At 39.1% G+C, this 26,947-nt stretch carries 26 protein-coding genes, 1 tRNA gene, 1 pseudogene and 1 other annotated feature; of the genes and pseudogenes, 14 read left to right on the top strand and 14 right to left on the bottom strand.

Going from position 1 to position 26,947, the window contains the following annotated elements; all coding sequences use genetic code 11:
• Positions 1–120: 120 nt before the first annotated feature.
• Positions 121–288: a sequence feature (ribosomal protein L10 leader region), on the bottom strand.
• 54 nt (positions 289–342) lie between these two features.
• From rplA to rplS, 6 genes are all read right to left on the bottom strand, one after another.
• Positions 343–1,059 carry a 50S ribosomal protein L1 gene (rplA, locus tag FJR11_RS13515; protein WP_168504487.1) on the bottom strand — a complete coding sequence of 239 codons (717 nt, stop codon included), beginning with the start codon at positions 1,057–1,059 and terminating at the stop codon, positions 343–345.
• Between the two features lie 95 nt (positions 1,060–1,154).
• Entirely contained in the window at positions 1,155–1,580 is a 426-nt protein-coding gene (rplK, locus tag FJR11_RS13510; RefSeq protein ID WP_168504485.1) for a 50S ribosomal protein L11, read from the bottom strand.
• A gap of 6 nt (positions 1,581–1,586) precedes the next feature.
• Positions 1,587–2,219 (bottom strand): transcription termination/antitermination protein NusG, encoded by a 633-nt coding sequence (gene nusG / locus FJR11_RS13505; RefSeq protein ID WP_168504483.1) that lies wholly within the window; start codon positions 2,217–2,219, stop codon positions 1,587–1,589.
• Positions 2,219–2,440, bottom strand: coding sequence for a preprotein translocase subunit SecE (gene secE, locus FJR11_RS13500; RefSeq protein ID WP_015078220.1), 222 nt, complete (start codon positions 2,438–2,440; stop codon positions 2,219–2,221). The genes nusG and secE overlap by 1 nt, the downstream gene beginning before the upstream one ends.
• A 184-nt stretch (positions 2,441–2,624) precedes the next feature.
• Positions 2,625–2,697 (bottom strand) — tRNA-Trp (locus FJR11_RS13495).
• A gap of 149 nt (positions 2,698–2,846) precedes the next feature.
• Positions 2,847–3,209 (bottom strand): 50S ribosomal protein L19, encoded by a 363-nt coding sequence (rplS, locus tag FJR11_RS13490; RefSeq protein WP_168504481.1) that lies wholly within the window; start codon positions 3,207–3,209, stop codon positions 2,847–2,849.
• A gap of 243 nt (positions 3,210–3,452) precedes the next feature.
• On the opposite strand from rplS, the gene hflX reads away from it, so the two are divergent.
• Positions 3,453–5,189: a GTPase HflX gene (hflX, locus tag FJR11_RS13485; protein WP_168505546.1), complete on the top strand. Its 1,737-nt coding sequence runs from the start codon at positions 3,453–3,455 to the stop codon at positions 5,187–5,189.
• A 53-nt stretch (positions 5,190–5,242) separates the two neighbouring features.
• Here hflX and FJR11_RS13480 read toward each other — a convergent pair whose 3' ends face one another.
• Positions 5,243–5,785, bottom strand: coding sequence for a DUF2854 domain-containing protein (locus FJR11_RS13480; RefSeq protein ID WP_168504479.1), 543 nt, complete (start codon positions 5,783–5,785; stop codon positions 5,243–5,245).
• A 137-nt stretch (positions 5,786–5,922) separates the two neighbouring features.
• Here FJR11_RS13480 and FJR11_RS13475 point away from each other — a divergent pair, with 137 nt between their 5' ends.
• Entirely contained in the window at positions 5,923–6,105 is a 183-nt protein-coding gene (locus FJR11_RS13475; RefSeq protein ID WP_168504477.1) for a hypothetical protein, read from the top strand.
• 145 nt (positions 6,106–6,250) lie between these two features.
• On the opposite strand, the gene FJR11_RS13470 is transcribed toward FJR11_RS13475, so the two are convergent.
• The 4 genes from FJR11_RS13470 to FJR11_RS13455 form a co-directional block, all read right to left on the bottom strand.
• Positions 6,251–6,685, bottom strand: a complete 435-nt coding sequence (locus FJR11_RS13470; protein ID WP_168505544.1) for a response regulator transcription factor — start codon at positions 6,683–6,685, stop codon at positions 6,251–6,253.
• A 493-nt stretch (positions 6,686–7,178) separates the two neighbouring features.
• Complete coding sequence (gene ppk1 / locus FJR11_RS13465; protein WP_168504475.1) at positions 7,179–9,344, bottom strand: polyphosphate kinase 1; 2,166 nt, start codon at positions 9,342–9,344, stop codon at positions 7,179–7,181.
• Between the two features lie 465 nt (positions 9,345–9,809).
• On the bottom strand, positions 9,810–10,232 hold the full coding sequence (locus FJR11_RS13460; RefSeq protein WP_168504474.1) for a PEP-CTERM sorting domain-containing protein: 423 nt from the start codon (positions 10,230–10,232) through the stop codon (positions 9,810–9,812).
• A 75-nt stretch (positions 10,233–10,307) separates the two neighbouring features.
• Positions 10,308–10,469: a hypothetical protein gene (locus FJR11_RS13455; protein WP_168504472.1), complete on the bottom strand. Its 162-nt coding sequence runs from the start codon at positions 10,467–10,469 to the stop codon at positions 10,308–10,310.
• A gap of 279 nt (positions 10,470–10,748) precedes the next feature.
• Here FJR11_RS13455 and FJR11_RS13450 point away from each other — a divergent pair, with 279 nt between their 5' ends.
• The 4 genes from FJR11_RS13450 (at position 10,749) to FJR11_RS13435 (ending at position 16,130) form a co-directional block, all read left to right on the top strand.
• Positions 10,749–12,164: an ATP-binding protein gene (locus tag FJR11_RS13450; RefSeq protein WP_168504470.1), complete on the top strand. Its 1,416-nt coding sequence runs from the start codon at positions 10,749–10,751 to the stop codon at positions 12,162–12,164.
• A 2-nt stretch (positions 12,165–12,166) separates the two neighbouring features.
• Positions 12,167–13,645 (top strand): tetratricopeptide repeat protein, encoded by a 1,479-nt coding sequence (locus FJR11_RS13445; RefSeq protein WP_168504468.1) that lies wholly within the window; start codon positions 12,167–12,169, stop codon positions 13,643–13,645.
• A gap of 5 nt (positions 13,646–13,650) precedes the next feature.
• Positions 13,651–15,078, top strand: a complete 1,428-nt coding sequence (locus tag FJR11_RS13440; protein WP_168504466.1) for a cell wall metabolism sensor histidine kinase WalK — start codon at positions 13,651–13,653, stop codon at positions 15,076–15,078.
• Between the two features lie 185 nt (positions 15,079–15,263).
• Positions 15,264–16,130: a tetratricopeptide repeat protein gene (locus tag FJR11_RS13435; RefSeq protein ID WP_168504464.1), complete on the top strand. Its 867-nt coding sequence runs from the start codon at positions 15,264–15,266 to the stop codon at positions 16,128–16,130.
• Positions 16,131–16,214: 84 nt separating this feature from the next.
• Here the strand turns inward: FJR11_RS13435 and FJR11_RS13430 are convergent, their stop codons facing one another.
• Positions 16,215–16,613, bottom strand: coding sequence for a response regulator (locus FJR11_RS13430; protein WP_168504462.1), 399 nt, complete (start codon positions 16,611–16,613; stop codon positions 16,215–16,217).
• 214 nt (positions 16,614–16,827) lie between these two features.
• Between FJR11_RS13430 and gyrA the strand changes: the two genes are divergently transcribed.
• The 4 genes and pseudogenes from gyrA (at position 16,828) to FJR11_RS13410 (ending at position 20,966) form a co-directional block, all read left to right on the top strand.
• A complete protein-coding gene (gene gyrA / locus FJR11_RS13425; protein ID WP_168504460.1) occupies positions 16,828–19,347 on the top strand; it encodes a DNA gyrase subunit A in 2,520 nt (839 codons plus the stop codon).
• A 70-nt stretch (positions 19,348–19,417) separates the two neighbouring features.
• Positions 19,418–19,522 (top strand): annotated as a pseudogene (locus FJR11_RS23900) (tetratricopeptide repeat protein); the annotation flags it as partial.
• A gap of 190 nt (positions 19,523–19,712) precedes the next feature.
• Complete coding sequence (locus tag FJR11_RS13415; RefSeq protein WP_168504458.1) at positions 19,713–20,648, top strand: cation diffusion facilitator family transporter; 936 nt, start codon at positions 19,713–19,715, stop codon at positions 20,646–20,648.
• Positions 20,649–20,783: 135 nt separating this feature from the next.
• A complete protein-coding gene (locus tag FJR11_RS13410; RefSeq protein WP_168504456.1) occupies positions 20,784–20,966 on the top strand; it encodes a chlorophyll a/b-binding protein in 183 nt (60 codons plus the stop codon).
• A gap of 94 nt (positions 20,967–21,060) precedes the next feature.
• Here FJR11_RS13410 and FJR11_RS13405 read toward each other — a convergent pair whose 3' ends face one another.
• Entirely contained in the window at positions 21,061–22,296 is a 1,236-nt protein-coding gene (locus tag FJR11_RS13405; RefSeq protein WP_168504454.1) for a glycosyltransferase family 2 protein, read from the bottom strand.
• A gap of 180 nt (positions 22,297–22,476) precedes the next feature.
• Here FJR11_RS13405 and cofH point away from each other — a divergent pair, with 180 nt between their 5' ends.
• The 3 genes from cofH to FJR11_RS13390 all read left to right on the top strand — a co-directional run bounded on the left by cofH (position 22,477) and on the right by FJR11_RS13390 (position 24,920).
• Positions 22,477–23,622, top strand: a complete 1,146-nt coding sequence (gene cofH / locus FJR11_RS13400; protein WP_168504453.1) for a 7,8-didemethyl-8-hydroxy-5-deazariboflavin synthase subunit CofH — start codon at positions 22,477–22,479, stop codon at positions 23,620–23,622.
• Positions 23,623–23,775: 153 nt separating this feature from the next.
• On the top strand, positions 23,776–24,180 hold the full coding sequence (psb27, locus tag FJR11_RS13395; protein ID WP_174763045.1) for a photosystem II protein Psb27: 405 nt from the start codon (positions 23,776–23,778) through the stop codon (positions 24,178–24,180).
• 164 nt (positions 24,181–24,344) lie between these two features.
• Positions 24,345–24,920 (top strand): Uma2 family endonuclease, encoded by a 576-nt coding sequence (locus tag FJR11_RS13390; protein ID WP_168504449.1) that lies wholly within the window; start codon positions 24,345–24,347, stop codon positions 24,918–24,920.
• Positions 24,921–24,961: 41 nt separating this feature from the next.
• Here FJR11_RS13390 and trmB read toward each other — a convergent pair whose 3' ends face one another.
• Positions 24,962–25,630, bottom strand: coding sequence for a tRNA (guanosine(46)-N7)-methyltransferase TrmB (gene trmB / locus FJR11_RS13385; RefSeq protein WP_168504447.1), 669 nt, complete (start codon positions 25,628–25,630; stop codon positions 24,962–24,964).
• A 148-nt stretch (positions 25,631–25,778) separates the two neighbouring features.
• On the opposite strand from trmB, the gene FJR11_RS13380 reads away from it, so the two are divergent.
• On the top strand, positions 25,779–26,882 hold the full coding sequence (locus FJR11_RS13380; protein WP_168504445.1) for a metallophosphoesterase: 1,104 nt from the start codon (positions 25,779–25,781) through the stop codon (positions 26,880–26,882).
• Positions 26,883–26,947: the final 65 nt, after the last annotated feature.

Raw genomic sequence — 26,947 nt, 5'->3', positions numbered from 1 at the left:
ACCTCCAATGTCAGTGGTCAGTGGTCAGTGGTCAGTGGTCAGTGGTCAGTTGTTAGTTGTTACTCTATTTCCTGTCACCTGTCACCTATCACCCGTTACCTGTCACCTTTTTACTGATTTACCGAAAACAATTAACCCCAGCTAACTTAGCCAGGGTTTCAAAGTGGTATTTTTAATGCTGTAGTTGTCACAGTTTCACTGTTCAAACTTCAGACGGTTAAAATTACAACCTCGGCAGGGTATTAAGCTATTAGCACCTGCTGTCTCCGGCCTTGCCTATTTAATTTTGGTCATTGGTAATAGATGAATATAATCAGTAATTACCAATTACCCATTACCAAACTATGCAGCGTCAGTTAGTTTTAACTCTCTTAGGGCGCTTATGTCAATAGAAATTGATGGGCCCATTGTCGAGGATATGTACAATGACCGCCAATAACGACCCTTCGCACCTGAAGGACGGTTACGGTCAATTGACTCTTGTAATGCTTTCAGATTTGTTAATAAATCTTCAGATGAAAAAGCAGTCTTACCAAACATAACATGGACAATCCCAGTCCGATCAGCCCGATATTCTAATTTACCAGCTTTGAATTCAGCGATCGCACTAGCAACATCAAATGTCACTGTTCCACCTTTGGGTGAAGGCATTAAACCCCGTGGCCCTAATAATTTACCAAGCTTTGCTACCTGTGGCATCACATCTGGTGTAGCAATCAGCTTATCAAAGTCCATCATGCCTTTCTGAATATCTTCAATGAGTTCTTCAGAACCAGCTATATCAGCACCAGCATTAGTTGCTTCTGTGACTTTTTCACCTCTGGCGATAACTGCTACCCGAATTATCTGTCCTGTGCCTTTGGGTAGTGCTACCGTTGTCCGCAACTGTTGGTCTGTATATTTAGGGTCAATACCTAAACGGATATGAGCTTCAGCCGCTTCCGCAAATTTAGCGGTTGCTGTTTCTTTTAACAGAGCTAATGCTTCTAAGGGTGTATAATCCCTATCTTCTACTTTTTCTAGTAACGCCTGTAAGCGGCGTGATACTTTTTTTGCCATTTTTTTCTCCTGGGGTAATCTCGAAGTCGTGCTTCTCCCCCGATAAAATTTTGTTATTGGTCAGTTGTCAGTTGTTATTTACTGTCACCTGTCACCTAATCTGTGATTGTTACGCCCATATTTTTAGCAGTTCCTTCCACGATATTCATGGCTGCATCAATATCATTAGCGTTGAGGTCAGGAAGCTTGGTTTGAGCAATTTCGCGTAATTGCGTTCTGCTAATGCTACCAACTTTCTTTTTGTTGGGTTCATTTGAGCCTCGTTCAATCTTCGCTGCCTTGCGAATCAACACTGATGCTGGTGGGGTTTTGAGTACAAATGTAAAACTTCTATCTTCATAAACAGAAATTTCTACAGGTATTACCATTCCAGCTTGGTCTGCTGTTTTGGCATTGTACTCTTTGCAGAACATCATGATGTTCACACCATGTTGACCCAATGCGGGACCAACTGGTGGTGCTGGGTTGGCTTTCCCAGCATTCAGGGCCAATTTAATGACCGCTACTACTTTCTTCGCCATTTGTAATTAGCTCTGTTTTTGAACCTGGTTAAATTCCAATTCTACTGGTGTATCTCGTCCAAAGATAGAGAGTAGAGCTTTTAGTTTACTCCGTTCTGGGGAAACTTCAATCACCTCGCCCTCAAAATCCTTAAATGGACCAGAAAGCACAACTATCTTATCACCTGTAGCCATATCAATTTTGACTACTGGCTCTTGTTCCAAGGCTTGTTTGAATATGCGTTCAACTTCCGAAGGATTCAGGGGAACTGGCTTCACGTGACCACGGCCTCTGCCGCTTCCACGCTTTTGCTCTGCGCCCACAAAGTTAATAACGTGGGAGGTGTTTCTTACCACCTGCCATGTATCATCACTCATCACCATTCGGACTAGCACATAACCAGGGAAAACCTTTTCTTCTGATGGGAGACGTTTACCATCCTTACGGATTTTCACCGTTGGGGTGTGGGGAATTTCCACTTGGATGATTTTGTCAGCGACATCAAAAGTTTGGATACGTTGCTCTAAATTTGTCTTTACCCGTTTCTCACAGCCAGAGGCTACTTGCACTGCATACCAGCGGGCTTCTTTAATCGCTGTTAAGAGTGTTTCCTCTAACTGTAACTCGGAGTTGCGTGGTTCGTCTGTTGCAGAAGTCATCAGAACACCTGTTTTGCTGCCCAAGCGAACAATCCATCGACCAAATATATCAAAGATGCGGAGAGTGTAACCATTAATAGTACAGCGGCTGATTCACTCACCAACTGTTTCCGACTGGGCCAAATTACTTTTTCAAGTTCTTCCTTTGTTCCTTGGAAAAAATTGTTTAAGTTAAACCCATTTTCGGTTTCTGGCATTTCTGCTTCATTTTTTTTGGCCACAGTCGTTATACCCCCGTTTCTTAAATAGCCCAACCCTGTGATTTTCTCAAGGTCTACAGCTTCGGCCTCAATTAACTGGCAACAGTCAAGCTATATTTTAAAAAAATTATACCCGAAATAATTGACGTTTTCTGCTGTCTTGGCAGTGACGTTATTGCTTCGGGCAGTATTTTTCTTTTTTCAGCGCGCCCTGGAGGACTTGAACCCCCGACATCAGGTTTTGGAGACCTGCGTTCTACCAACTGAACTAAGAGCGCACAAGCTTTTCTTGTTACAGTCATTGCGCTGAACTTTTATAGTCTAACGCAATTTCGATTCTAATTGTAACTTATTTTTTTTCTTTTGGCAAGTTAGCGGCGGATGCCGCTTGCAGACTGGGTTTTGTCTATTAATTCACTATTGAGAATTATAGAGGGCGGTCAAATCTTTGTTTAATGCGGGTTGCCTTGCCGACGAGATTGCGTAGGTAGTATAATTTAGCTCGTCTAACCTTACCACGACGCACTACTTTAATGCTTTCAACTAGGGGAGAATGGAGTAAAAATACTCGTTCCACACCCACACCTTGGAAAACCTTACGGACTGTGATAGTTTCGTTGATGCCGCCATTGCGTCTAGCTATAACTACACCTTCGTAAGGTTGCACACGGAATTTAGTGCCTTCCTGAATTTTGACTCCTACCTTGACTGTGTCACCGACATAGATATCGGGTAAATCAGATTTCATCTGTTCCGCTTCAATTGAGCGGATAATTTCTTGCGCGTTCATTACTTTTATGTTTTTTGAAAAAACTCACAATCGTTAATTATAAATCTATAATCGCCTGCAAGTCTATAAATTTCACTCATTATAAATAATAACTACAAACAAATTCAAAATTAATTAATAATTTAAAAACTCTTACCTGACAACTGACAACCGACAACTGACAACTGACAACTAACCAATTGCTGTTGTAAAATAGACAGTGTAAGGATTCAGGGGGAACCAGGTAACTGGTCATAAACGCCTATAGAGACTATCTTTGGTAATGTTCAAGGTTTAAAGTCCAGCCAGCTAAAACAACTCCAGCGGCTGTACCACCAGCGGATATCAGGTGATTACATTACTACAACTGATTTTGCTCAACGTTTGGCAGCAGTTAGTACAGAAATTAATCAACCTGTTTGTACTTATATTAACCGTCGCGGACAAGTGATTCGAGTGGGTGTAGGTACTCCGCGTCAAACCCAAATTCCGCCCCTAGAACTGCCTCGTTATGGTGCAGAACGTTTGAGCGGTATTCGTTGTTTATCTACCAATCTCAAGTCAGAACCACCAAATGAAGCGGCTTTGACGGCGATGGCTTTACAAAGATTGGATGCTTTAGTAGTTTTAAATATTACTGGGGGAGGATTTACAAAGCGTGGTGGTGGTTCAACTGGGTACGTGAAAGAAGCTTATTTAGCGCATCTGGTAGCTAATAGCAGACAGTTAGTTGCGACTCAATCCTCTGGCATTAGTATTCCAGATGGGGGGATTTATTCCCACATATCACCACCTCTGAGCTTAGATGCTTTAGCCGACCAGGATTTTCTAGACTTAGTGGAGGGTTTGGAAGAGGAATTTAGTCGGGAGTTTGTAGCTCAAAAAGTAGACGCAGACCATGATCGGGTGTTAATTGTGGGGGTATTAACAGAAAATATCACGCCGCAACAATTCCAGGACATCATAGTAGAATTGAGCCGATTAGTGGATACGGCTGGAGGTGTTGTCTTACAAACCTTACAACAAAAGCGATCGCGTATTCATCCCCAAACAGTGATTGGTGAAGGTAAAGTCCAAGAAGTGGCGATCGCTGTGCAAACTCTAGGTGCTAATTTGGTAGTATTTGATCGTGATCTTTCTCGCTCCCAAGTTCGCAATTTAGAAGCACAAATTGGTGTCAGAGTAATTGACCGCACCGAAGTAATTTTAGATATTTTTGCCCAACGCGCTCAATCTGGTGCAGGTAAATTACAGGTGGAACTGGCACAATTAGGGTATATGCTGCCACGACTGACCGGCAAAGGTGAGGGGATGTCCAGATTAGGGGGTGGTATTGGCACAAGGGGGCCTGGTGAAACCAAGCTAGAAACAGAACGTCGGGCTATTCAAAAACGGATTTCCCAACTGCAACATGAAGTTAATCAATTACAAGCTCATCGTTGTCGCTTACGTCAAAGACGACAAGACCGACAAGTTCCCTCGGTAGCATTGGTAGGTTATACCAATGCTGGTAAATCTACCTTACTCAACGCCCTTACCAATTCGGAAGTATATACGGCTGACCAACTGTTTGCTACCCTTGACCCAACAACCCGACGATTAATAATTCCTCATGCAGAAACTGGCGCACCCCAGGAAACTTTGATGACGGATACTGTAGGGTTTATCCATGAGTTACCCGCATCTTTAATGGATGCTTTTCGGGCAACTTTGGAAGAGGTGACAGAAGCGGATGCTTTATTGCATTTGGTGGATTTATCTCATCCTGCTTGGTTGAATCATATTCGCGCAGTTCGGGATATACTCGCGCAAATGCCGATTACACCAGGACCGGCGTTGGTAGCTTTTAATAAAATTGATCAAGTTAGTAGTGAAACACTGGCTTTGGCTAGGGAAGAGTTTCCTTTAGCAGTGTTTATTTCTGCTAGTCAGCGGTTAGGACTGGAAACTCTGCGTCAGCGTCTGTCTCTATTGATTGAGTACGCTGTTAGTGATGATTGATGATTTTTAAAATGGGCGGGGAAACCCTCAAAATGGGCGGGGAAACCCCGCCCCTACTGCTTCATTAAAGACAGTTCGATGTAGTTTTCGCTGGGTTGTTTAATGCTCACTTCCACACCAGGGCCAAAATACTTAGTCATTTTTTCTTGTTTTTGTTGCCAAGTATCAAAGGTGATTAGTGGTGAATCGAATTCTAGGATTAGGGTATAAGCACCGTTGATTTCGGTTTCTCGCAAACCCGTTACTATTGGTCTTTCTTCGTCAGTGGGACTTAAACCTAAGTAAGCAAGGGCTACATCTAGGTGAGCTTTTTGCCCATAACAGTTCCGGGTGATGTCCTTGCGGATTTTAGTCTGTGTGACGGTTGCCTGTTGCTTTCTGAGTTCGAGGATTGATGGTGTGGTGGGTTGGCTGAAGGGGATAGGTTTAAGTTCGTTAGCTTTCAGGGCTAAACCTCCCAGTAATAGCGGAAAACCATAGAAAAATCCCACTAAATTGAGGGTAGCGTTATCCGCAAAGTAGGCAACAAAACCTGTGATGGTGAGTATACTACCTATTGTTAAACCAAGTGTTCCCAAAGAAATTTTGCCCAGCATAATTTAAGCTTAGTATAATTTATTTTCATCTTTTCTTATCATCGCTGATTGGTGACAGATTGGGAAAGGGGATATGGAGATTTTTCCTTTTTGCGTTAACTTTAGATTTGAAGTGTTTCAAAATTGGAAGCAAAAAAATGGATATTCAGGCAATTAAAGACCGAATTAGCACTGTTCAAGGTAAACGTGAGCGGTTACTAAGTTTATTAGAACAACCCAGCTTAGGGACTTTAAGAGTTGATGTCAATCAAGCTTTGGAAGAATTAGATGATTTAATTGATGAATTTAAACGCACTCTTCCTGAAGCGGGAAATAATTAACCTAAGTTGTTAGTTATCTAAATTTAGACAGGAAAAAAGGTAATTGATAATTGTCAATTGCCTTTTGCCTGATCTAATTTGCACTTTTTAAATTATTAATGATGTTGGGTTTCCGAGGGTCAACCCAACCTACATAAATTTGTTATTAGGCAGATTTAAATATTTCTTCTGGAAATGAAGAATATCCAAGTCGCTGCCCTAACTGTCTGACTAAAGCAATGAGTTCCTTTGTGGGAATATCTTTTTTGCAAACTTTATCAAAATTATGCTTAGTTTTATTTTGCCCAAAAGACACTTCATCTACTGAGGAATAAGCCAGAATCTGAGTATTTGGAGATATAGCTTTAATGTAATGAGATGCTGACCAACCATCCATAATTGGCATTTGTAAATCGAGAATGATCACATCAGGTTGATAGCATTGAACCATTTCTATAGCTTCTTGACCATTACTAGCTAAACCAACAACGTGGATATTTTCTTGGACAGAAAAAACTAATTGTAGGCTTAAACGAGTGAGTTCATGATCATCAACTACTAAAACACGCAAGTTAGAAGACTCACAGGACAACATTAACATTCCAGGAAAATAATAAATATAAAATAATACCAATTTGAAAAATGATTGTGACAGATAGAAAATTGTCAAGGTTATTTAGTAAGTCTTTGACAATCCCTGTTTCCGAAAAATCTAACATCCAAAATGGTATGATTTCTTATATTTTATGAGTACAAGTGAAATGATTCACTCTATCTTATGGGTGAATTTTAGCTACTAAAAAGTGATTTTGATGCAGAAAATTCATTAAAAAAGTATTTTTTTGCATAATGAGATGGCGATGGATTATTGAAATTTTAAAATGGATAGAAATTCCATTTGATTTTTATAAGATAGGTACAAATATTCGTACCTTGTTTTCCTTATTTTCCGTTACCTCCCTAGACAATAAATTTATAAATTAAATCACATTGCTATATATATCTATTGACTGAAGAAAAATTTACAGAAGAGTATGTAAATTCAAGTTCAGAATTTAAAGTTATTATTCACCTTTGCTGCAACTAATGATAATTTAATTTATGCCAGCAGAGCGTAATGCCATAGACATAATAGTTTTTTGCGAATTAGCTTCTGGACAGTTATCACAAGGACATCTTTGAATATAACTACCATCAGGTTGTAATTCCCAAGCATGACGATTATCTGCCAACATGATTCCTAAAATCTCTTGCAAGTCTTTAGCAATATCTTGGTCTTTAATGGGGGTAATAACTTCGACTCGACGATCTAAATTGCGACGCATCCAGTCCGCACTACCAATATATATTTCTTCTTGACTATTGTTGTAGAAGTAAAATATTCGGGAGTGTTCCAAAAAGCGGCCAATAATGCTGATGATGCGAATATTCTCGCTGAGATTTGGTATTCCGGGACGCAAACAACATATCCCCCGAATAATCAGGTCAATTTGTACACCTGCACGGGAAGCTTCGTATAGTGTAGAAATGATTTGTGGATCAACAAGGGCGTTCATTTTGGCAACTATGCGGCCGGAAAATCCATTGTGGACATTTTCAATTTCGCGCCGAATTAATTCCAGAAAGCGATCGCGCATATTCACAGGTGCTACCATGATTTCTCGATAAGCTTTCTGGCGAGAGTAGCCTGTTAAGAAATTAAACACATCTGTTAAATCTGCGCCCAATTCTTCCCGACAACTAAATAAACCTAAATCTGTATAGAGTCGTGCGGTTTTTGGGTTGTAATTACCAGTGCCAATATGTACATAACGGCGCATCCGGTCTTTTTCCCGACGCACTACCAGAACAATTTTGCTATGGGTTTTCAAGCCGACTAAACCATAGACAACATGAACCCCAACTCTTTCTAACCGTCTTGCCCAGTAAATGTTATTCTCTTCATCAAACCGGGCTTTCAATTCTACTAATACCGAGACTTGCTTACCATTTTCCGCCGCAGCAATTAAAGCATTGACTATGGGTGAGTCTCCAGAAGTCCGGTAAAGAGTCATTTTAATCGCTAGGACATGAGGATCATGGGCAGCATTAGTAATAAAGCGCACCACTGTACCAGAGAAGGATTGATAGGGATGATGGACTAGCAAATCTTTTTCTCGAATTACAGAAAAGAAGTCTTTTCCTTCTTCTAGTTCAGGAACATCAGTATCAATACAGGGTTCTCTCAGCCGTTGCAAGCGAAAAGGAACGACGGATTGACGGGGGTGATCTTTGAGTTCTGGTAATGGTAATGCAATAAAATACATTAAATCCCGGAGTCCCAAAAGACCATCAACTTCGTAAATATCGCTTTCGGTTAATCCCAAATCCTGTAAGAGACGGGAACGAACTGAGGCAGGGGTTTGGGAGCGAATTTCTAACCTGACGGTATTTCCACCCATACGCCGTTTACGAAGTTCCTGTTCAATAGCTAATAACAGATCATCGGCTTCGTCTTCTTCCAATTCCAGATCAGCGTCACGGGTAATGCGGAAGGGGTGATATTCTTGAATATTCATCCCTGGAAAGAGGGATTCTAAGTTATGAGCGATCGCTTGTTCTAAGGGAACTCCTGTCCAGTGAGCAATTTTACCATCTTCCTGAATTCCCAACTCTGGGGGTATGGGCAAAAATCTTGGTAAGACTTTGGGAACTTTGACTCTGGCAAAAAATTCCTCTTCTGTATCAGGATTTTTTACCACCACTGCCAGATTTAAACTGAGATTAGAAATGTGGGGAAAGGGATGACTAGGATCGACAGCGAGGGGAGTCAGAACCGGAAAAACCTGTTCTTCAAAATAGTTATCTAAGTAATTTCGCTGTTTTTGATTCAGTTCTATATAATCGAGAATATAGATTCCCTGTTGTACTAACAGTGGTCGAAGCACTTCCTCAAATTCTGTATTCAGTCTTTTGAGTTGGGGATTTAGATGGAGACGAATATCATCTAGCTGTTTTTCTGGTGTGCGGCCATCGGGAGTTAGTAAATTAACAGTGGCTTCTACCTGTTGCTTTAAAGCTGCTACTCGCACCATAAAGAACTCATCTAGATTGGAACTAAAAATGGCCAAAAATTTCAGCCTTTCCAACAGAGGTGTTCTGGGATCACAAGCTTCATGTAGTACCCGATTATTAAATTCTAGCCAACTTAATTCACGGTTAATGTAATATTGTGGATCACTCAGATTAATGGGAGCAGAATTTTTTTTTGGTTTCGGCATGATCACCTAGATTAAGGCAAATATTGCCTATAAAGCATGAATATAAATATCTTAATTGCTACTGCATAGATTTTTACTATTCTTGGTATATAAATCTGATAAGTTCTCAATTTAGTGCTTTTATAGCGATATGTACTTGAGTGAGATCCAGTCAGTAAATCGCAAAACCTGTAGGGGCAGGGTTTACCCGTACTCGATTATATTGTATCTGACTGGTAATTGCTATTTTTATCAAAAATAATTATTTTTTTGAGTAGAAGTGTTGAATGTTACGATTTTGAGGAGATTAGCCAAGTTGTGCATCGTCGGTGATACTAAGTTCTATCAGCTACTGACTCTATTCTCAGCGAGAAACTCAAAATTTGTAAAGTTTTGTTGCAAAATTAAACACTTCTGGATATTTATTAGTAAGGGTTGAGCATTGCGCTTTACCCCGACTAAATTTGTATCTAATTTTCCCTGAATTTAATTTTTATGTTTGCTAAATTTGATTTGATAACGCTTACTAAATTTATTCGCTACCAAAATTAAAGCTGTTGTCATTATTCCGAAAATAGAAGAAGGTTCTGGTACTTCTTTGGGTGGTTCTACAATAATTTTAGTTGTTTCTCCTCTGAGAGCGATCGCATCATTATTACATTCCAAAATCAAAGTTGCAAGATATTGACCAATAGGTAAAAGAGATTTAGCAAATTTAAAGCCAAATGTCTCAGAACCTTTTTGTCCTAAAGAACTTAAATCAAATCCAGCAGCAGCTAATTCTGCACTATTTAACATGGTAATATCACCGATTTTATTACCAGATTCAATCACATTAGGAACAGGATTAGATGTCCATGAACTGTTGTAGGGCGCATAATAAGCATCATTCCAAGCTAAATCTCCCAATGATGTAGAACTGTGATAGTTTGTTTTGTGTTTTTCATGTTCATTAATCTCTGAATTTAATGATCAATTTTGACTTTAACAAAAACCTGTTCCCTGGCATTTTTGACATTTGGATGATCTTCGTGAACCGTAAGGTTGAATTCTCCCTGTACCTTGACAGGAAGAACATTCAATTTTCTGTTCTTTGAGATCGGCATTGTTAGTATTGTGAATGTCTGATGATTCTTTATTAGCCATGATTTTTACCTTTATTTATTGCTTAACCAATAAAGGTACTAACTATCGTAAATAATACAAGAACATTAAACTTGTTCATGATTTGTCTCTTAATTGACTGATTTTTCCCTTTTTCTATGTCTAAAGTTTAATACCGTGTATTCAGTGTGTCAGTGGTTTAAAGTGTTGCGTTGAATTAATCTAATAAGTGATATCAAGTAACTTGAAGTGATATTAAGTAACATTGGGACTCAAAAATAAGATAAACTACAGCTTAGATTACCCAGTGTGAAATCAGACATGAATGTAGAAGACGCTATTAACTTTGCAAATAGGTTAGTTCATCAACAAACAAATAAACCTTTAAGCACGCCTCAAACTCTTATTATTCGTAAACTGTGGTTAAATCGTGAACTTACTTATCAAAATATTGCATTACTTAGTGGCTATAGTAACGATTACATCAAAAAGGTGGGAAGCAAACTATGGCAAATACTAAGTGCTGAAACCGCATTAGGAGAACAAGTTACCCAAGAAAATTTTAAAGTGGTTTTTGAGAGAAGGTGGAATCTACAACCACCCCCACCTATCATTGACAATCATTTTGTAGGTCGGGAAAGTGCGATCGCTACACTAATTGCTAAACTTCGGGGAGATTGTCGAGTATTAATACTCACTGGGATAACCGGTATTGGTAAGACTGCTTTTGCTGGCCGATTGGCAGTAGAATTGCTAGGGAATTTCCCCAAATCTATTAAAATTAATTTTGACCATTACCAAAATACAGATTTTGCAAGTGTAGCGGCTTTAATACTCACCGGTTCGGGCGAAATACTCACACCAGAAGACCGCAACAATTCACAGCTATTGTTCAACTGGATAGTTAGCCGCTTAGAAAATAATCCCTATTTGCTGGTGATTGACTCTTTGGAATTCATCCTCAAGGGAAATGGTGATTTTCACGATGAGTATTGGGAGAAGTTCTTTAATTATTTGCTGTCTGCAAACTCTTGGAAGAGTAGAATTATCATTACTTCTCAGGATTTACCGAACAAATTATATATTATTGGCTCGCGTTATCCGACTTATTGGGATTGTAAACCGCTCAAAGGATTTACTGATCCAGAGCAATTAGAATTTTTTAAACAAGCAGGGATAGATATTGGTACAAATTTAGATAAGTCAGATAGTATAACCTATCTAAAACGAATTGGTGCTGCTTATGAAGGGCATCCCTTAGCATTGAGAGTAATTACCGGAGAAATAATCAGTCATCCTTTTTATGGAAATATTTTAGCTTACTGGAAAAAATATGGACATGAAGTAGAAAAAGTTGAACAAAGTCAGGAAGAAGAAAAAGTTAAGTCAGATCATGATGAGATTAGGCTAGATAGATATACTAGCAGTTTACAGAGGGCTGTAAAAGAGCGCGTTGAAAAGACGTTTAAACGACTAGCTAATGATGTGCCAAATGCTTATTTTATGCTTATATTTGGCTCTGTTTATTCCTGTCCAGTAGGAGAGAATTTTTATCTTAATACTTTGGAAACTTTAGGTTTAGGAGAAGAAGATCAATATGGAGTGTTAAATACATTACGTGATCGTTATCTAATTGAAGAAATGATTGATAGCAATAATGATTATTTATTGAGACAACATAATTTAATTCGTACTGTAGCTTTAGAACACCTTAAAAAGTCAAAAAATGAAAAGTAAGTATGACTAATAACTTTAATAAAGTAGAGTTAAAAACTCAACAGCCTTTAGAAACAATTGATTTCACACAATCTGGAGAATTAGTGTTATCTCAATTAGGCATCAAATCAGCAACATCTCTATTAGCTGATAGCTCTCCTTGGGAATTTGCTCATTACATGGCGATAAAAAACTGGTTAATGTATAAACCTAAACTTAATGCTTCTAACCTAGAACAGGTAAAACATTACCTGAAAGTGTTTCACCATCTCTGTGAAGTAGAAGCATGGGAAACAGCTTGTAAACTTATTCGTCTAACTATTACCAATACTAAAGAACTACATGAACAATTAGGTATTTGGGGCTACCACAATGAACAAATTGAAATATACAGCAGACTTTTAACGAAGCTTAATTTAGATTTAGATTGTCTTTGGTTAGATGGCTTAGGTACTGCTTATTCTTATTTAGGAAAAGCTCAGATTGCTATTGATTACCATGAAAAACAATTAGAAATTGCTCGTAAAATCAACAACCGCAAAGCAGAAGCTCAAGCACACGGTGGTTTGGGTTGGGTTTATGCTTATTGTCTAGAAAAAGCTAAAGAAGCAATTACTCACTATAAGGAACAGTTGAAAATTTCTCGTGAAATTGATAATCGAAAAATAGAAGGAAAATCACTACATGGATTAGGATATAGTTACAATATTCTTCCACCATATAATTATCAATTATCAATGAAATATCATGTAGATGCGTTAACAGTTGCACAAGAAATTAGTGATAAAGATATAGAATATGATGCTTTAGGTGGTATAGCAGCTAATTATATTAATATGGGAGAACCTTATAAAGGTATAGAATATATTCGATTACAACTAAAAATAATTAATACCAGTTACAACCATTATAAATACTGTAATACATTAAGGAATTTAGGTACTAGCTATATCTTATTGAATGATTATCAGAATGCAATTAATTCCTTCGAGGAAGCCTTAAATCTTGTTCGTAAGATTAATAATAAACAACAAGAGGCTGACATACTAGCGTCTTTGGGTACTGCATATATTTATATATCTAAAAAAGACTATAAAGAGGCAATTAATTGTTTTCAATTAGCCTTAATTACCAACAGTGAAATTGGTAAAAAATCCAGTGTAGGCATAATTTTAATCAATTTATCTTATTGCCACGGCTGTCTAAAAGACCACCAGAGAGCAATTTATAAATCTAAACAGGCTATGGAGATCGCTGATGAAACTGGTGATCAACAACTAAAAGCATTAGCATTAGCAACATTAGCTAATAGCTACTGGCATCAAGGATATATTTGGGGACATACTTGGGGGTTGCTATTAATTATTAGAAGTATGCTAATATTTCCTCCTTGGAAAAGCTCAAATACCAAATTGACTTTAAAAATAACAGTTAGGACAATTAGCAAAACTTTAAAACAAGTATTTAGTCAAAATTGGTTGAAGAAATTTTGGGGAGGATAGCCTATATGTCCATTTACCTATTTCAATCTACTCGTCGCCGTTTGGCAATTTGGTACACGGCTATAACTGCGATTTTACTATTACTATTTGCCAGTGGAGTATATTTATATGTTCGCAGTACATTAATTGAAAGAATTGACGATACACTATATCATGTGGTGGAAGTTGTCGAGCGTTCTTTAGTCATTGAACCAATAAAATTTCAACCTACCCAACTGCGAGTAAATGTAGCAGCTAGTTTTCCTAATAATTCTGAAAATGCCGAAGATGATCGCATTGATTTAGAATGGTTTAGTCCTAATGGTGAATTACTATGGTCAACTTTTTCGGAAAGATTAGATATTCCTATTCAAACTAATCATACAGGTGAAACTGTGCGAATAGAGGGCATGGGAGGATGGGGAGAATCTGCACAGTTATTGAGACAAGTTACGAAACGGATAGAAATAGGAAGACAGGTTTTAGGATATTTGCGAGTAAGTCATCCTTGGTTTGAGGTGACAAAACCTAGCCGACAATTAATTTTTGATTTGGCTTTAGGTATTAGTTTAATGGTATTGGCAGTAGCGGCCAGTGGTTGGTTTTTATCGGGAAAGGCCATGGAACCGGTAGGGGAATCTTACCAACGCTTAAAACAATTTACTGCTGATGCTTCCCATGAATTAAGAAGTCCCATTGCGTTAATTCAAACTAATGTCCAAATTGCCTTGGCTGATTTAGATTTAGTTGCCGAGGAAAACCATACAGTTCAATATAAACAACAATTAAAAGTAGTAGAACGACTTACCCAAAGATTAGGAAAACTAGTTAATGATTTACTATTTTTAGCTAGGCAAGATAGCGGAATTAGCACAGATTTATTTTCATCTTGTCCTCTTGATGCTTTATTAATGGAAGTTGTAGAAGAACAACAATTTGTAGCTAGGGAAAAGCAAATTAATCTGGTTTTGAATTTAGTTGATTCTCCATTGACAGAAGTTAATCCCGAATTACTAGAAAACTGGTTTACTCTCATGGGAAATTGGGAGCAATTAGTGAGATTATTTACAAATTTGATTGGTAATGCTTTGCAATATACTCCAGCGGCAGGAGTAATCAAAGTGGAGTTAGAAAGAATAGAGGGTATAAATCGAGTTACAGGAATACGTTACACAAATTCTCATTTACAAATTAAAGTCAGTGATACGGGAATTGGTATTCCCACGGATGCGCTACCAAAATTATTTGACCGCTTTTATCGAGTTGATCCAGCACGGACTCATAGAACTGGGAAAACGGCTACAACCACAACTACTGGTTCAGGATTAGGATTAGCGATCGCTCAAGCCATTATCGAACATCATCAAGGACAAATTCAAGTAGCCAGCACTCCGGGTGAAGGTACTACTTTCACCGTCATTCTGCCCCTAAAGCCCCCAATGTCCGACGGATAACAGGAGTGAGAAGTCAGAAGAAAATCACCCACTGACAACTGACAACTAACAACTAACAACTGACAACTGACAACTGACAACTGACTAATGACCAATGACCAATCCCTTTGATTTTGTTAAGCTATCTGATAGCGTAATGTGGCATTAGCCATAAGATTCCCATATTTGAACTAGGAGGTGGTAGTGTGCTAAAACATATTCGGTTAATTTCTCTGTTAGTAGCAATCAGTTTATGGAGTTTGCCCAAAGCTGCTCATGCTCAAGCATTCATCCCCCATACTGTGCAAATTGATAATGCACAGTTGGAGAAGCAGGGCTTAAATTTAGCGCAGGAAGCGGCTCAGTTAGCTCAATTTCAGCAAGTTGAACCAGCTTTAATCAGGGCGCAGTTGGCAGCTAAACTAGCTCCGCAGAATGATAAAGTCTGGTGGTTACTAGGAAGTTTGTATTTACAAAATAAAGAATTAGATCAAGCTGTTACGTCCTTAAACAAAGCCCAAACCCTCAATCCCAAAAATCCTGAAGTGCAGTTTGCCTTGGGTTCAGCCAAGTTTCAAAAAAAAGATTACCAAGCATCTATCACCCATTATCAAGCGGGTTTGAAATTAAAACCCAATTATTCTGGGGGGTTGTTTGATTTGGGCAATGCTTACTTTATGTTACAGAAATTTCCAGATGCGATCGCTCAATTTAATTTGGCAGTCAAGCAAGATAAAAAGTTTTGGCCAGCAATTAACAATATTGGTTTAATCAAATACGAACAGGGTGATGTGGGAGGAGCAATTCAGCAATGGCAAACAGCAGTTAGTATTGACAAAAAAGCAGCAGAACCTCTATTAGCTTTAGCCGTAGCTTCCTATAATAAAGGCGATAGACAAAAAAGTTTACAGATGGGAGTATCTGCACTTCGCATAGATTCCCGTTATGCCGATTTAGATTTTCTGAAAGAGAATCTTTGGGGTGAACGCTTACTTGCAGACACTAAAAAATTCTTAGAAATACCAGAAATTAAATCAGCTTCACAGCCGCTGGAGGAAGCACCAACACCTTAAGAGGGGATTTTAGATTTTAGATTTTAGATTGAATTTCCCTTAATCCAAAATTCAAAATCCAAAATCCAAAATTGAATTTCCCAACTATTCTTGTGGTAAAAGAGCCATAATTTGGTCAATAAACTGTTGATGATCAACTACAGGCTTAGAAATATAACCATCAGCACCGCTTTGTTTCAAAAAATTCTCCCGATCCCCTTCCATAGCGTGTGCTGTCACTAAAATAATCGGTAAGTTGGCTGTTTGGGGGTCAGATTTTAACATTTGTGTAATTTTGATACCATCAACGGACTTACCTTGGTATACACTACGGGAAAGAGACACATCCATTAAAATCAGGTCAATTTCATGGGCTTGGGCAATTTCCATGACCTCGTCTACATTTTCCGTATGTTTTACCCCCAAACCGCCGCGTTTAGTCAAAATTTTAGAAAAAACGCGAGCATTAATTAAATCATCTTCGACAATTAGAACAGTTTTCATGAGACTTTATACTAATAGGGCTAACATCTGATCAATATCTATTGTATTTTTAATAGTCCATAAGCATAGATAACATCAAGGATAATACTACTGCTTTTTATATTCGTAAGTATCAAGATTGTGTGAGTATTTCTATTTGATCCGTTATGCTGTGATTTCAGAGCGTGTTATCTTCTAGCGGCTGTTGTGTAGTGAAAATTCAGGGAAAAACCTCATGGCAAAACAGTTAAACCTTCTCTCCAAGGGACAGGTCATCACCACCGCCCTGCACACCGAAATGCAACGGTCATACCTAGAATATGCCATGAGTGTGATTGTGGGGCGGGCTTTACCAGATGTTCGAGATGGGTTAAAACCAGTACATCGGCGGATTTTATATGCCATGCACGAACTGGGTTTAACGCCAGACCGACCTTACCGAAAATGCGCCCGTGTGGTGGGAGATGTTCTCGGTAAATATCATCCTCACGGTGATCAATCAGTTTATGATGCTTTAGTTCGGTTAGTCCAAGACTTTTCTAGCCGTTATCCCTTACTGGGGGGACATGGTAACTTTGGTAGCGTGGATAATGACCCCCCGGCAGCCATGCGTTACACAGAAACCCGTCTCGCACCAGTGGGACATGAGGGAATGTTGGCAGAAATTGCCGAAGAGACTGTGGATTTTACTGGCAATTTCGACAATTCCCAACAAGAACCAACCGTACTCCCGGCTCAATTACCATTTTTGTTACTGAATGGTTGTGCAGGAATTGCCGTAGGGATGGCTACAAACATTCCCCCCCATAATTTGGGAGAAATCGTTGATGGCTTAATTGCCTTAATTGACAACCCAGATTTAACGGATGAAAAATTATTTCAATTAATTCCCGGTCCCGACTTTCCTACTGGTGGGGAAATTGTTGATCATGGCGGCATCAGGGAAGCCTATACCACTGGTAAAGGTGGTATTGTCATGCGCGGTATAGTCACCATGGAAGAAATTCCTGCTACCAGGGGAACTAAACGCCGCACAGCATTAATAGTCACAGAACTGCCTTTTCAAGTTAATAAGGCTGGTTGGATTGAAAAAATCGCCGATTTAGTCAATCAAGGTCGGTTACACGGAATTTCTGACATTCGAGATGAGAGTGATCGGGAGGGAATGCGCGTAGTTATTGAACTCAAACGCGATACCAATCCCCAGGAATTGCTCCAGCATTTGTATCACCAAACCGCTTTACAAACTACCTTTGGCGCGATTCTCTTAGCTATAGTTGATGGCCAACCTCGCCAATTAAGCTTACGACAACTATTAGAGGAATTTCTCAAGTTCCGAGAACATACCCTCAACCGTCGCTACAGTTACGAATTAGGAAAAGCGGAAAATCGGGTAAATATCCTGGCAGGATTGCTAAAAGCCTTATCAAGTTTGGATGATGTCATTGCTATTTTACGGCAAGCTCCCGATGGCAGTACCGCCAAGATGACACTTTGTAGCCGGCTAGATTTAACTGATGTCCAAGCAGATGCCATTCTGTCTATGCCATTACGTCGTCTCACTGGGTTAGAACAGCAAAACTTACAACAGGAATTTGACCAACTTAACCAGGAAATTACCCTATTGCGGACATTACTGGAAGACAGACGGGAATTACTCAAAGCTTTGAAAAAAGATTTGCGAACTCTCAAACGTAAATACAATGATCCGCGACGCACAAAAATAGTTCACACTACAGAAAAACCAGTTTCCGAAGATAAGGGTAAATCTAAAAAAACAGCAGTAGCCACAGAGGAAACTTCCCCAGCGAAAATTCCCACTCCTAAACCGGAACAACCTCTAGAGGAAACCATTTTAGAAGTTACTCACCGGGGTTATGTGCGGCGGATTTCCCCCAACGGTAAAAAAACAAAAGGGGAAAACGGACTGCTAGATCATGATTTCCTGATCCAAACCGCATTAACTAATACTCACAAAGACCTGTTAATCCTCACTAGCGGTGGTAAAGTCTATCCGATTACCGTGGGAGATATCCCTCTAACTACTGGACGTTCAGCGCGAGGAACGCCATTGATTACGATGCTTACCAGTACCGCCCAAGGTAACACGGAAGGTATCATTACCCGGTTCTTGCTGCCAGAAAAACCCGAAACAGGGGAAATGGTTTTGTTAACGAAGGAAGGACGGATTAAACGCCTATCTTTATCAGAATTTGTGAATCTCTCCCGCAGAGGAATTACAATTTTGAAGCTTAAAGATAAGGATGAGTTAGCGTTTACCCAATTACTTAACAGCGGGGAACATTTAATTTTGGCGAGTTCTAGCGGTCGTTTGTTAAGGTTTCCCGTTAATGATGAACAACTACCGATCATGGGTCGGGCTGCTATGGGGTTACAAGCTTTCCGGCTTTTGAAAAATCAGCAAATGGTTGGTTGTGTCAATGTCAGCAAAGATCACCAATTATTGCTAGTGACTGAAGAGGGATATGGCAAAATTATGCCAGCAAATCAGTTGAGGGCGGCTAGTCGGGGGGATTTAGGGGTACAACTTGTGAAATTTAATAATAAAACCGACAATTTAGCGGCTATGGTAGCAGCAAAACCAGGTTCGGAAGTTGCATTACTGACAAATAAGGAGCGAGTTATTCGTGTATCGGTAGATGCAGTTCCTAATCTCAGTAAGGATAGTAAGGGTGAAAGTGTCTGTCAACTCAACAGGGATGAGAGGATTATCGGTGTGGTGGAGGTAGAGTAGGGTTTTGAGTGAGGTATAAGAACCCCACCCCCAACCCCCTCCCCGCAAGCGAGGAGGGGGTTACTGTTTTGAAAAATTAGAACAGTATGAAAAAGCTTTACAGTCTCATGAAAAAGCAATTCAAATTAAACCAGATTATCACCTAGCTTGGTACAATAAATCCCCTAAAAGGTAATTTTGAACAAGCAATTGAAAATCTGCAAACAGCAATTAATTTGCATCCTAAAGAAGTTAGAAAATGAGTAAAACTAATAAATCGAGCTTTAAAAGCGATGAATGTTTAAAATTTATTAAACCAGATTATTTTTGATTCGTAACTTGCTAATAAGTGAAAATAATCCATTCTTTACTCCCAATTCATCACTATGACACACGACCATCATCATCACCACGAACATGGACACCACAATCATAGTCATGCCCCAGCAACATTTAGCCGGGCTTTTGCCATTGGGACTGCACTGAATATAGGATTTGTCATTGTTGAAGCAACCTATGGCTACTTAGCGCACTCCCTGGCTTTGTTTGCTGATGCGGGTCACAACCTGAGTGATGTCTTGGGACTCCTCCTAGCCTGGGGTGCAAGTTCCCTAGCCCGTCGTCCTCCCAGCCACCGCTATACCTATGGATTGCGTGCTTCTTCAATTTTGGCTGCTCTAGTAAATGCTGTAGTTCTGCTTTTGTCTATGGGTGCGATTGCCTGGGAAGCTATTCGCCGCTTCAATAATTCTGCTCCAGTATCAGGAGAAACTATTATTGGTGTTGCCCTGGTCGGTATTATCATTAATACTGCTACTGCACTCATGTTTATGTCAGGACGCAAAACTGATTTAAACATTCGGGGAGCATTTTTACACATGGCTGCTGATGCCTTGGTATCCTTGGGAGTTGTGGTAGCCGGAATTGCCATTTTATTTACCAATTGGCTGTGGCTTGACCCATTAGTTAGCTTGGTGCTGGTGGCTGTTGTCGTGGTTGGGACGTGGCACTTACTCCGAGACTCCGTAAATTTGGCACTTGATGGCGTACCCGCAGGAATTGAACCCAGGGCTGTAAAAAATTACTTAATTGAATGTCCTGGTGTGTCCACAATCCACGATCTTCATATTTGGGCTATGAGTACGACAGAAACAGCACTCACGGTTCATTTAGTCATGCCCGGAGGCTATCCTGGTGATGCTTTTCTATGGGAAGTTACTCAGGAACTTGAACACCATTTCGGAATCAAACATTCTACTATTCAGGTAGAAACAGGCGATTCTGCTTATCCTTGTGCTTTAGAACCAGACCACGTTGTTTGAAAAAGCCTAATATTTGCAACTGATATACACATAGTTGAAAAAAAAATATAAATAAATGTTTTTTTTTGCAAAAACTTGTTATATTTATTTACATAAGGCAATAAAGCTTAGTAAATCCTAATTGGAGTGCTAACCATGACTAATGCAACAAAAACAGCTACCGCACCTGTAGCCACAGACCGCAACGGTTGGCGCTGGGGTTTTACACCCGAAGCAGAAATCTGGAACGGACGTTTAGCAATGATCGGTTTTTCAGCAGCAGCTTTGATTGAACTATTTTCTGGTCAAGGTTTTCTTCACTTCTGGGGTATTCTGTAATTTTTTTGTAACATAATTTTTGATTAATTCAAAGCCTGGTAGTTGAGAATAACTACCAGGTTATTTATTTGAAAATAGGTAATTGCTGATAATTTTATTTGACTTCAGTTACTCGCCAGCTTAGTTTTAAGTTAACCCAAAAGTTCCAAATTGTGGCTACTGCGATCGCTACTAATTTAGCTAAATACTGATTCATACCCAAACTATTAAAAAGAAAATTGACTACTAAGGTTTGGATGATTATCCCAGCTAAACAGACCATATTAAATTTCAAGAATCTTTTAAAACGCTGCCGCTTTCCTATCTGTTTCCGGGAAATATCACCAAAAGTCCACAAATCATTCCAAAGAAAATTATTGAGAATTGCTACTTCGGCAGAGAGAATTGTACTGCGAGTCAAACCCAAATTAATCACGGTACGCATGACGTGAAATATCGTTAAATCCACAAATACGCCACTAAATCCCACTGCACCAAAACGGAGAAACCGACCAACAGGAAAGTTAACTTTTCTAGTAATTTTTCCTAACCTACCAGTAGATATCCGTAAGCGGATTAAGTGTTGAATATACTCTACATATTGCTTCCATGTGACTTTGCTTTCACCTTCTGTGCGTTCACGGAATACATAAGCTGCTTCAGCAATTTCTCCTACCTGTCCCCGGCCAATGACTTCCAGGAGAATTTTATACCCTACAGGATTAAGTGTTACCCCAGAGATTGCACTCCGTCGCACCATAAAATAACCACTCATTGGGTCAGTAACTCTACCCAATACTCCTGGTAAAATCACCAATCCCAAGACCTGGGCCCCACGGGACAAAAAGCGTCTAATTACACTCCAACTACTGACACCACCACCGTCTAGGTGACGACTAGCTAAGGCTAAATCTGCCCCTTCTTCTATTTTCTGCAACAGTTGTGTTAATACTTCTGGAGGATGCTGCAAATCGCCATCAATCACGCCTAATATACGCCCTGTAGCCGCTTGCCAGCCACGTATTACTGCTGAAGATAGTCCCCGTTCTTCTTGACGACGCATGACCCGTAATTGGGGATAATCTGAAATCAGAGATTGTGCTACTTCCCAAGTCCGGTCGGGGCTATCATCATCTACTATAATAAGTTCATAATTACCAGGAATAGCCTTATCTAATAACTCACTTAATATATTGACCACATTCTTGATATTGTCACGTTCTTTATAAGTAGGAATTACTAAAGATAGGAGAATGAGATTGTTTTGGGCTATTTCTTTGGATGTAAATTCAGAAATCCTCAATGCACCAATAGGAACTGCTAACAAAGAATTGGATGAGTTTATATTCATAAAATCAGTAGTAAATTTTAAATTGCTAAATCGTCTATATAAAAGTTAACTATCCATAGAGTACAATACTCTTGGTATGATAGAAACAATTGATAAATATTTATCAGCAAAATAATATTTAAAGGTTACAAATTTCAATTTATTATGAAACTTAAATAAGTCGTTTATATTTAATGACCTGTGACTAATATAACTTTAGAATCTATTCTTCAATCGGCTTTGGCAGAGTATAATATATCCCCTGATGATGGAGTATTTTTACTAAAACAAACTGACCCAGAAGCGATCGCTCAAATTCAGTTTACAGCAAATCAACTACGGCAAAAACAAGCTGGCAATACGGTCACTTACGTAATTAATCGGAATATTAATTTTACTAACATTTGTGAGCAGCATTGTAGTTTTTGTGCATTCCGGCGAGATGATGGTGATACTGATGCTTACTGGTTAGACTGGGCGCAAATTTTAGAAAAGTCTACGGATGCGGTGCATCGAGGTGCAACAGAAATCTGTATGCAAGGGGGATTACACCCACAAGCGCAAATCAATGGTAAGTCTTTACCGTATTATCTCAAGCTGGTAAAAACCATCAAAGACGAATTTCCTCACTTACATTTACACGCTTTTTCACCCCAGGAAATCCAATTTATCGCCAGATTAGATGGAATTTCCTATACTGATGTAATTATAGCTTTGCGGGATGCTGGTGTCGGTTCTATGCCCGGAACAGCGGCAGAAGTCTTAGATGATGAAGTTAGACGGGTATTATGTCCCGAAAAGATTGATACCGCAACTTGGCTAGAAATTGTCAGTACAGCCCATCAATTAGGTGTACCCACTACCAGCACAATGTTATCTGGGCATATTGAAACCCCAGAACAGCAAATTGGACATTTAGAAAAATTGCGATCGCTCCAACAAACCGCCATCGAAAAAGGATATCCTGCGAGAATCACCGAATTTATTGTCTTACCATTTGTGGGACAAGAAGCACCCAAATCTTTACGGAGACGGGTAGGACGAGATCAACCGGTTCTCGCTGATTCCCTGTTATTAACGGCTATAGCCAGAATTTACCTCGGAAATTATATCCCCAATCATCAACCAAGCTGGGTAAAATTAGGGCTAGACGGTGCTAAAGAAGCCTTAAATTGGGGTTGTAATGACATCGGTGGCACATTAATGGAAGAACACATTACCACCATGGCCGGGGCTGTAGGTGGTACTTGTATGGAAGTGGAAACTTTACAAAGTGCGATCGCATCTTTAGAAAGACCTTACCAACAACGGGATACTTTATATCGGGTAATGGGGATTGGGGACTAGGGACTGGGGACTGGGGACTGGGGACTGGGTAATGGGTAATGGGTAATGGGTAAGAGTTTTCTGGAATTTTCAATTTTGAGTTGATTTGCCTTGTTTCCCCCATATACCGATTCAAGATAGGATGGATTTTGATTTACTTGTTTTTTTTACTTAATGCTTATGAAAAGCTATTGGTCGCGTCTGCTTTCTCTAGTTTTAGTGTTAGTTATCGGCTTAGTTGGTTGTAATGGTAGTCCAGATAGTTTAACTGGAGATTATCGTCAAGATACCTTAGCTGTAGTCAATACTTTGAGACAAGCCCTAGAATTACCACAAGATTCTCCTGATAAAGCCGCCCTCCAAGCAGAAGCCCGTCAAAAAATCAATGACTTTTCGGCTCGCTATCAGCGGAATACCTCTGTTGCGACTCTTGGCTCTTTTACAACTATGCGAACAGCCCTTAACTCCCTTGCAGGACACTACAGTTCTTATCCTAATCGTCCCGTTCCTGAAAAGCTGAAAAAACGTTTAGATACAGAATTCAAACAAGTAGAAGCATCCTTAAGACGTGGTGCTTAATTTGTTCTTCAAGGATTGTTTTTTGATAACTAAAATTAAATATAAACTTCCTTGAAAGCAGGAATTAACACAGTCAAAATACAAATTAGGGGATCTCACAAACCCAAAGATCCCCAGCTTTAGTTATCATAAAAGTCGGGAATATTCATCCCTGAAAACTAACTATGACTCAACTAAAAAATCAGCTTACTGTCGAAGAATTTCTCGCACTTCCCGAAAATGATACTGCCTATGAGTTTGTTGACGGTGAAGCAGTACCTAAATATAAAAATGATCAAATGTCTCCTAAATTTTTTCATGGCTCAACGACAGGAGCATTATTTATACTATTATCTACATGGGCGCAAGATCAAGGTCGTGTTGTTGTGGAATGGGGAATCAAATTAACCAGAAATCAAGAAAATTGGATACCCGTACCTGATTTAACATACATTTCTTATAACCGTCTTTCTGCTGACTGGCTTAAAGATGAAGCTTGTCCTATAACACCAGAATTAGTTATCGAAATTATTTCTCCTGGTCAGACTTTTGGAGACATGATTGATAAAGCTACTTATTATCTGCAAGCGGGGATTTTATTAGTTTGGATAGTAGATACAATATCTCAAACTATCACTGTTTTTACAGCATCTTCTCTTCCTGTAACTTTTCGAGGAAATCAAATTATCAGCCATGAAATATTACCAGGATTAGAAATTACTCCTAATGCTATCTTTCAACGGGCTGGTTTAATTCGTTAGTTTAAACATTCCCGACTTCCTCTCCCAATCTTCCCATTTAATCACAATTTATCTGAGAGTTCGGGGATATCAGATTTCAGTTTTCTAAATAAAGCCCGATAAACTGGTTCACCTTTATTCTGAGTTGCTATTTCTCGTTCTGTGGGGACAGGAAGAGGGTTTTCAGCTAACCATGTGGTTGTTCCCAGCTTCTCAAATGTGGGGTTTTCATCAAAGCGATCGCACATTTCCACTGCTACAAATTCTATATCAGATTGGAGGAAAACTTCTCCACCCACCGCTATATATTTTGCTAATTCTGTGACTAATTCCGGTTGTACTACTCGACGTTTTGCGTGACGATTTTTAAACCAAGGATCAGGAAATTGAATTGTAACTTTTTGTAAGCTTCCTACAGGTAATGTTGATAATAAGGAATCCAGGGAATTATTCACATTTGCAAACATATAATGCAAATTTGTTAACTCCATTTCGTCGCGGATTCTATTTGCTTCTACTACTAGCGGTTCTCGAATTTCTAAACCTAAAAAATTCCAATTTGGTTCTACTTGTGCCATTTTGAGGACAAATCTACCCCTCGCACAACCAATATCTAAATGTAAAGGTAGGTTTTGTTGGATATAAATCTTTTCCCATTCTGGAGAAGCGGCTGGGGTTTGAAACTTACTGGAAAGGGGGTTAACGTGCTGACGAACTCGAACAGGTGACAAAATTTACTCTCCTAAAAAACAACAATTCTAAACAAATGTATACAAATATTGTTAAGTCTAAATATTACTACACAGGTATACACAGTGAGAGTTATACTTTGAGAATAAGAATTTTTGCAATTTCATTTTTAACATTTTCTTAAAATCAATGAAACTTAATTTTCGTTTTGCTATCGTTAGCGATTTACACATTGCGCTTCCTGAAACAATCTGGAATCACCCTAGTCGGTTTCATTTGGTGGAAGTGAGTATTCCGGCTTTTGATAGTGTATTAGCACATTTAACCCAATTAGATTTAGATTTTATCTTGATCCCTGGAGACTTAACCCAACATGGTGAAGCAGCAAATCACAGTTGGTTAGCAAACAGGTTATCCCAGTTACCTTTTCCATCTTATGTTATTCCTGGTAATCATGATGTTCCTGTTTTAATGGCTAATGAACAATCAATTGGCTTTGCAGATTTTCCCCATTATTACCAACAATTTGGTTATGAAAATCCTGAACAACATTATTACAATCGGCAGATATTCCCAGGAGTGAGGTTAATCGGTCTTAATTCTAACTCATTTGATGATCAAGGTCAGCAAATAGGACGGTTAGATAGTCAACAATTCCAGTGGTTAGAACGGGAATTAGCAGCAATTGATAATGAATTGGTTTTAGTAATGATCCATCACAATGTGGTTGAACATTTACCTAATCAATCAAATCATCCGATGGCAAATCGTTATATGCTGGAAAATGCTCCAGAACTGCGGACATTGTTACAAAGATATGGAGTTAAATTAGTATTTACAGGGCATTTGCACGTTCAAGATGTGGCTTATGCAGAAGGAATATATGATATTACCACAGGTTCTTTAGTTAGCTATCCTCATCCTTATCGGGTATTGGAATTTAACCGCGATGAATTGGGTAATGAATCTTTACAAGTTGTTTCTCATCGTGTGGAATCAGTTCCAGATTTTCCCAACTTACAAACATTATCACGGCAATGGATGGGCGATCGCTCTTATCCTTTTGTCCTCAAATTATTGACTTTACCACCTTTAAGTTTACCACTAGCACAGGCACAAACCCTAGCCCCCGGTTTACGGGATTTTTGGGCGACTATTGCCGATGGCGATGCTATGTTAGAATATCCACACTTTCCAATTCATGTCCGTCGTTATATTGAAGAATATAGTGCGGTTAATGATGGGAATACGGCTTTAATTGATAATCATAGTACGCTTTTAATTGGTAAATAGATAAGTAGGCAGGCAAAATTAATTATATAAAAGATTTGGATTTAATGTAGGGGTAGCGCCCCCGT

The sequence above is a fragment of the Anabaena sp. UHCC 0187 genome (genome assembly GCF_009712035.1).
Taxonomy (GTDB): Bacteria; Cyanobacteriota; Cyanobacteriia; order Cyanobacteriales; family Nostocaceae; genus Dolichospermum.
This window is presented reverse-complemented; position numbering and strand designations above follow the sequence as displayed.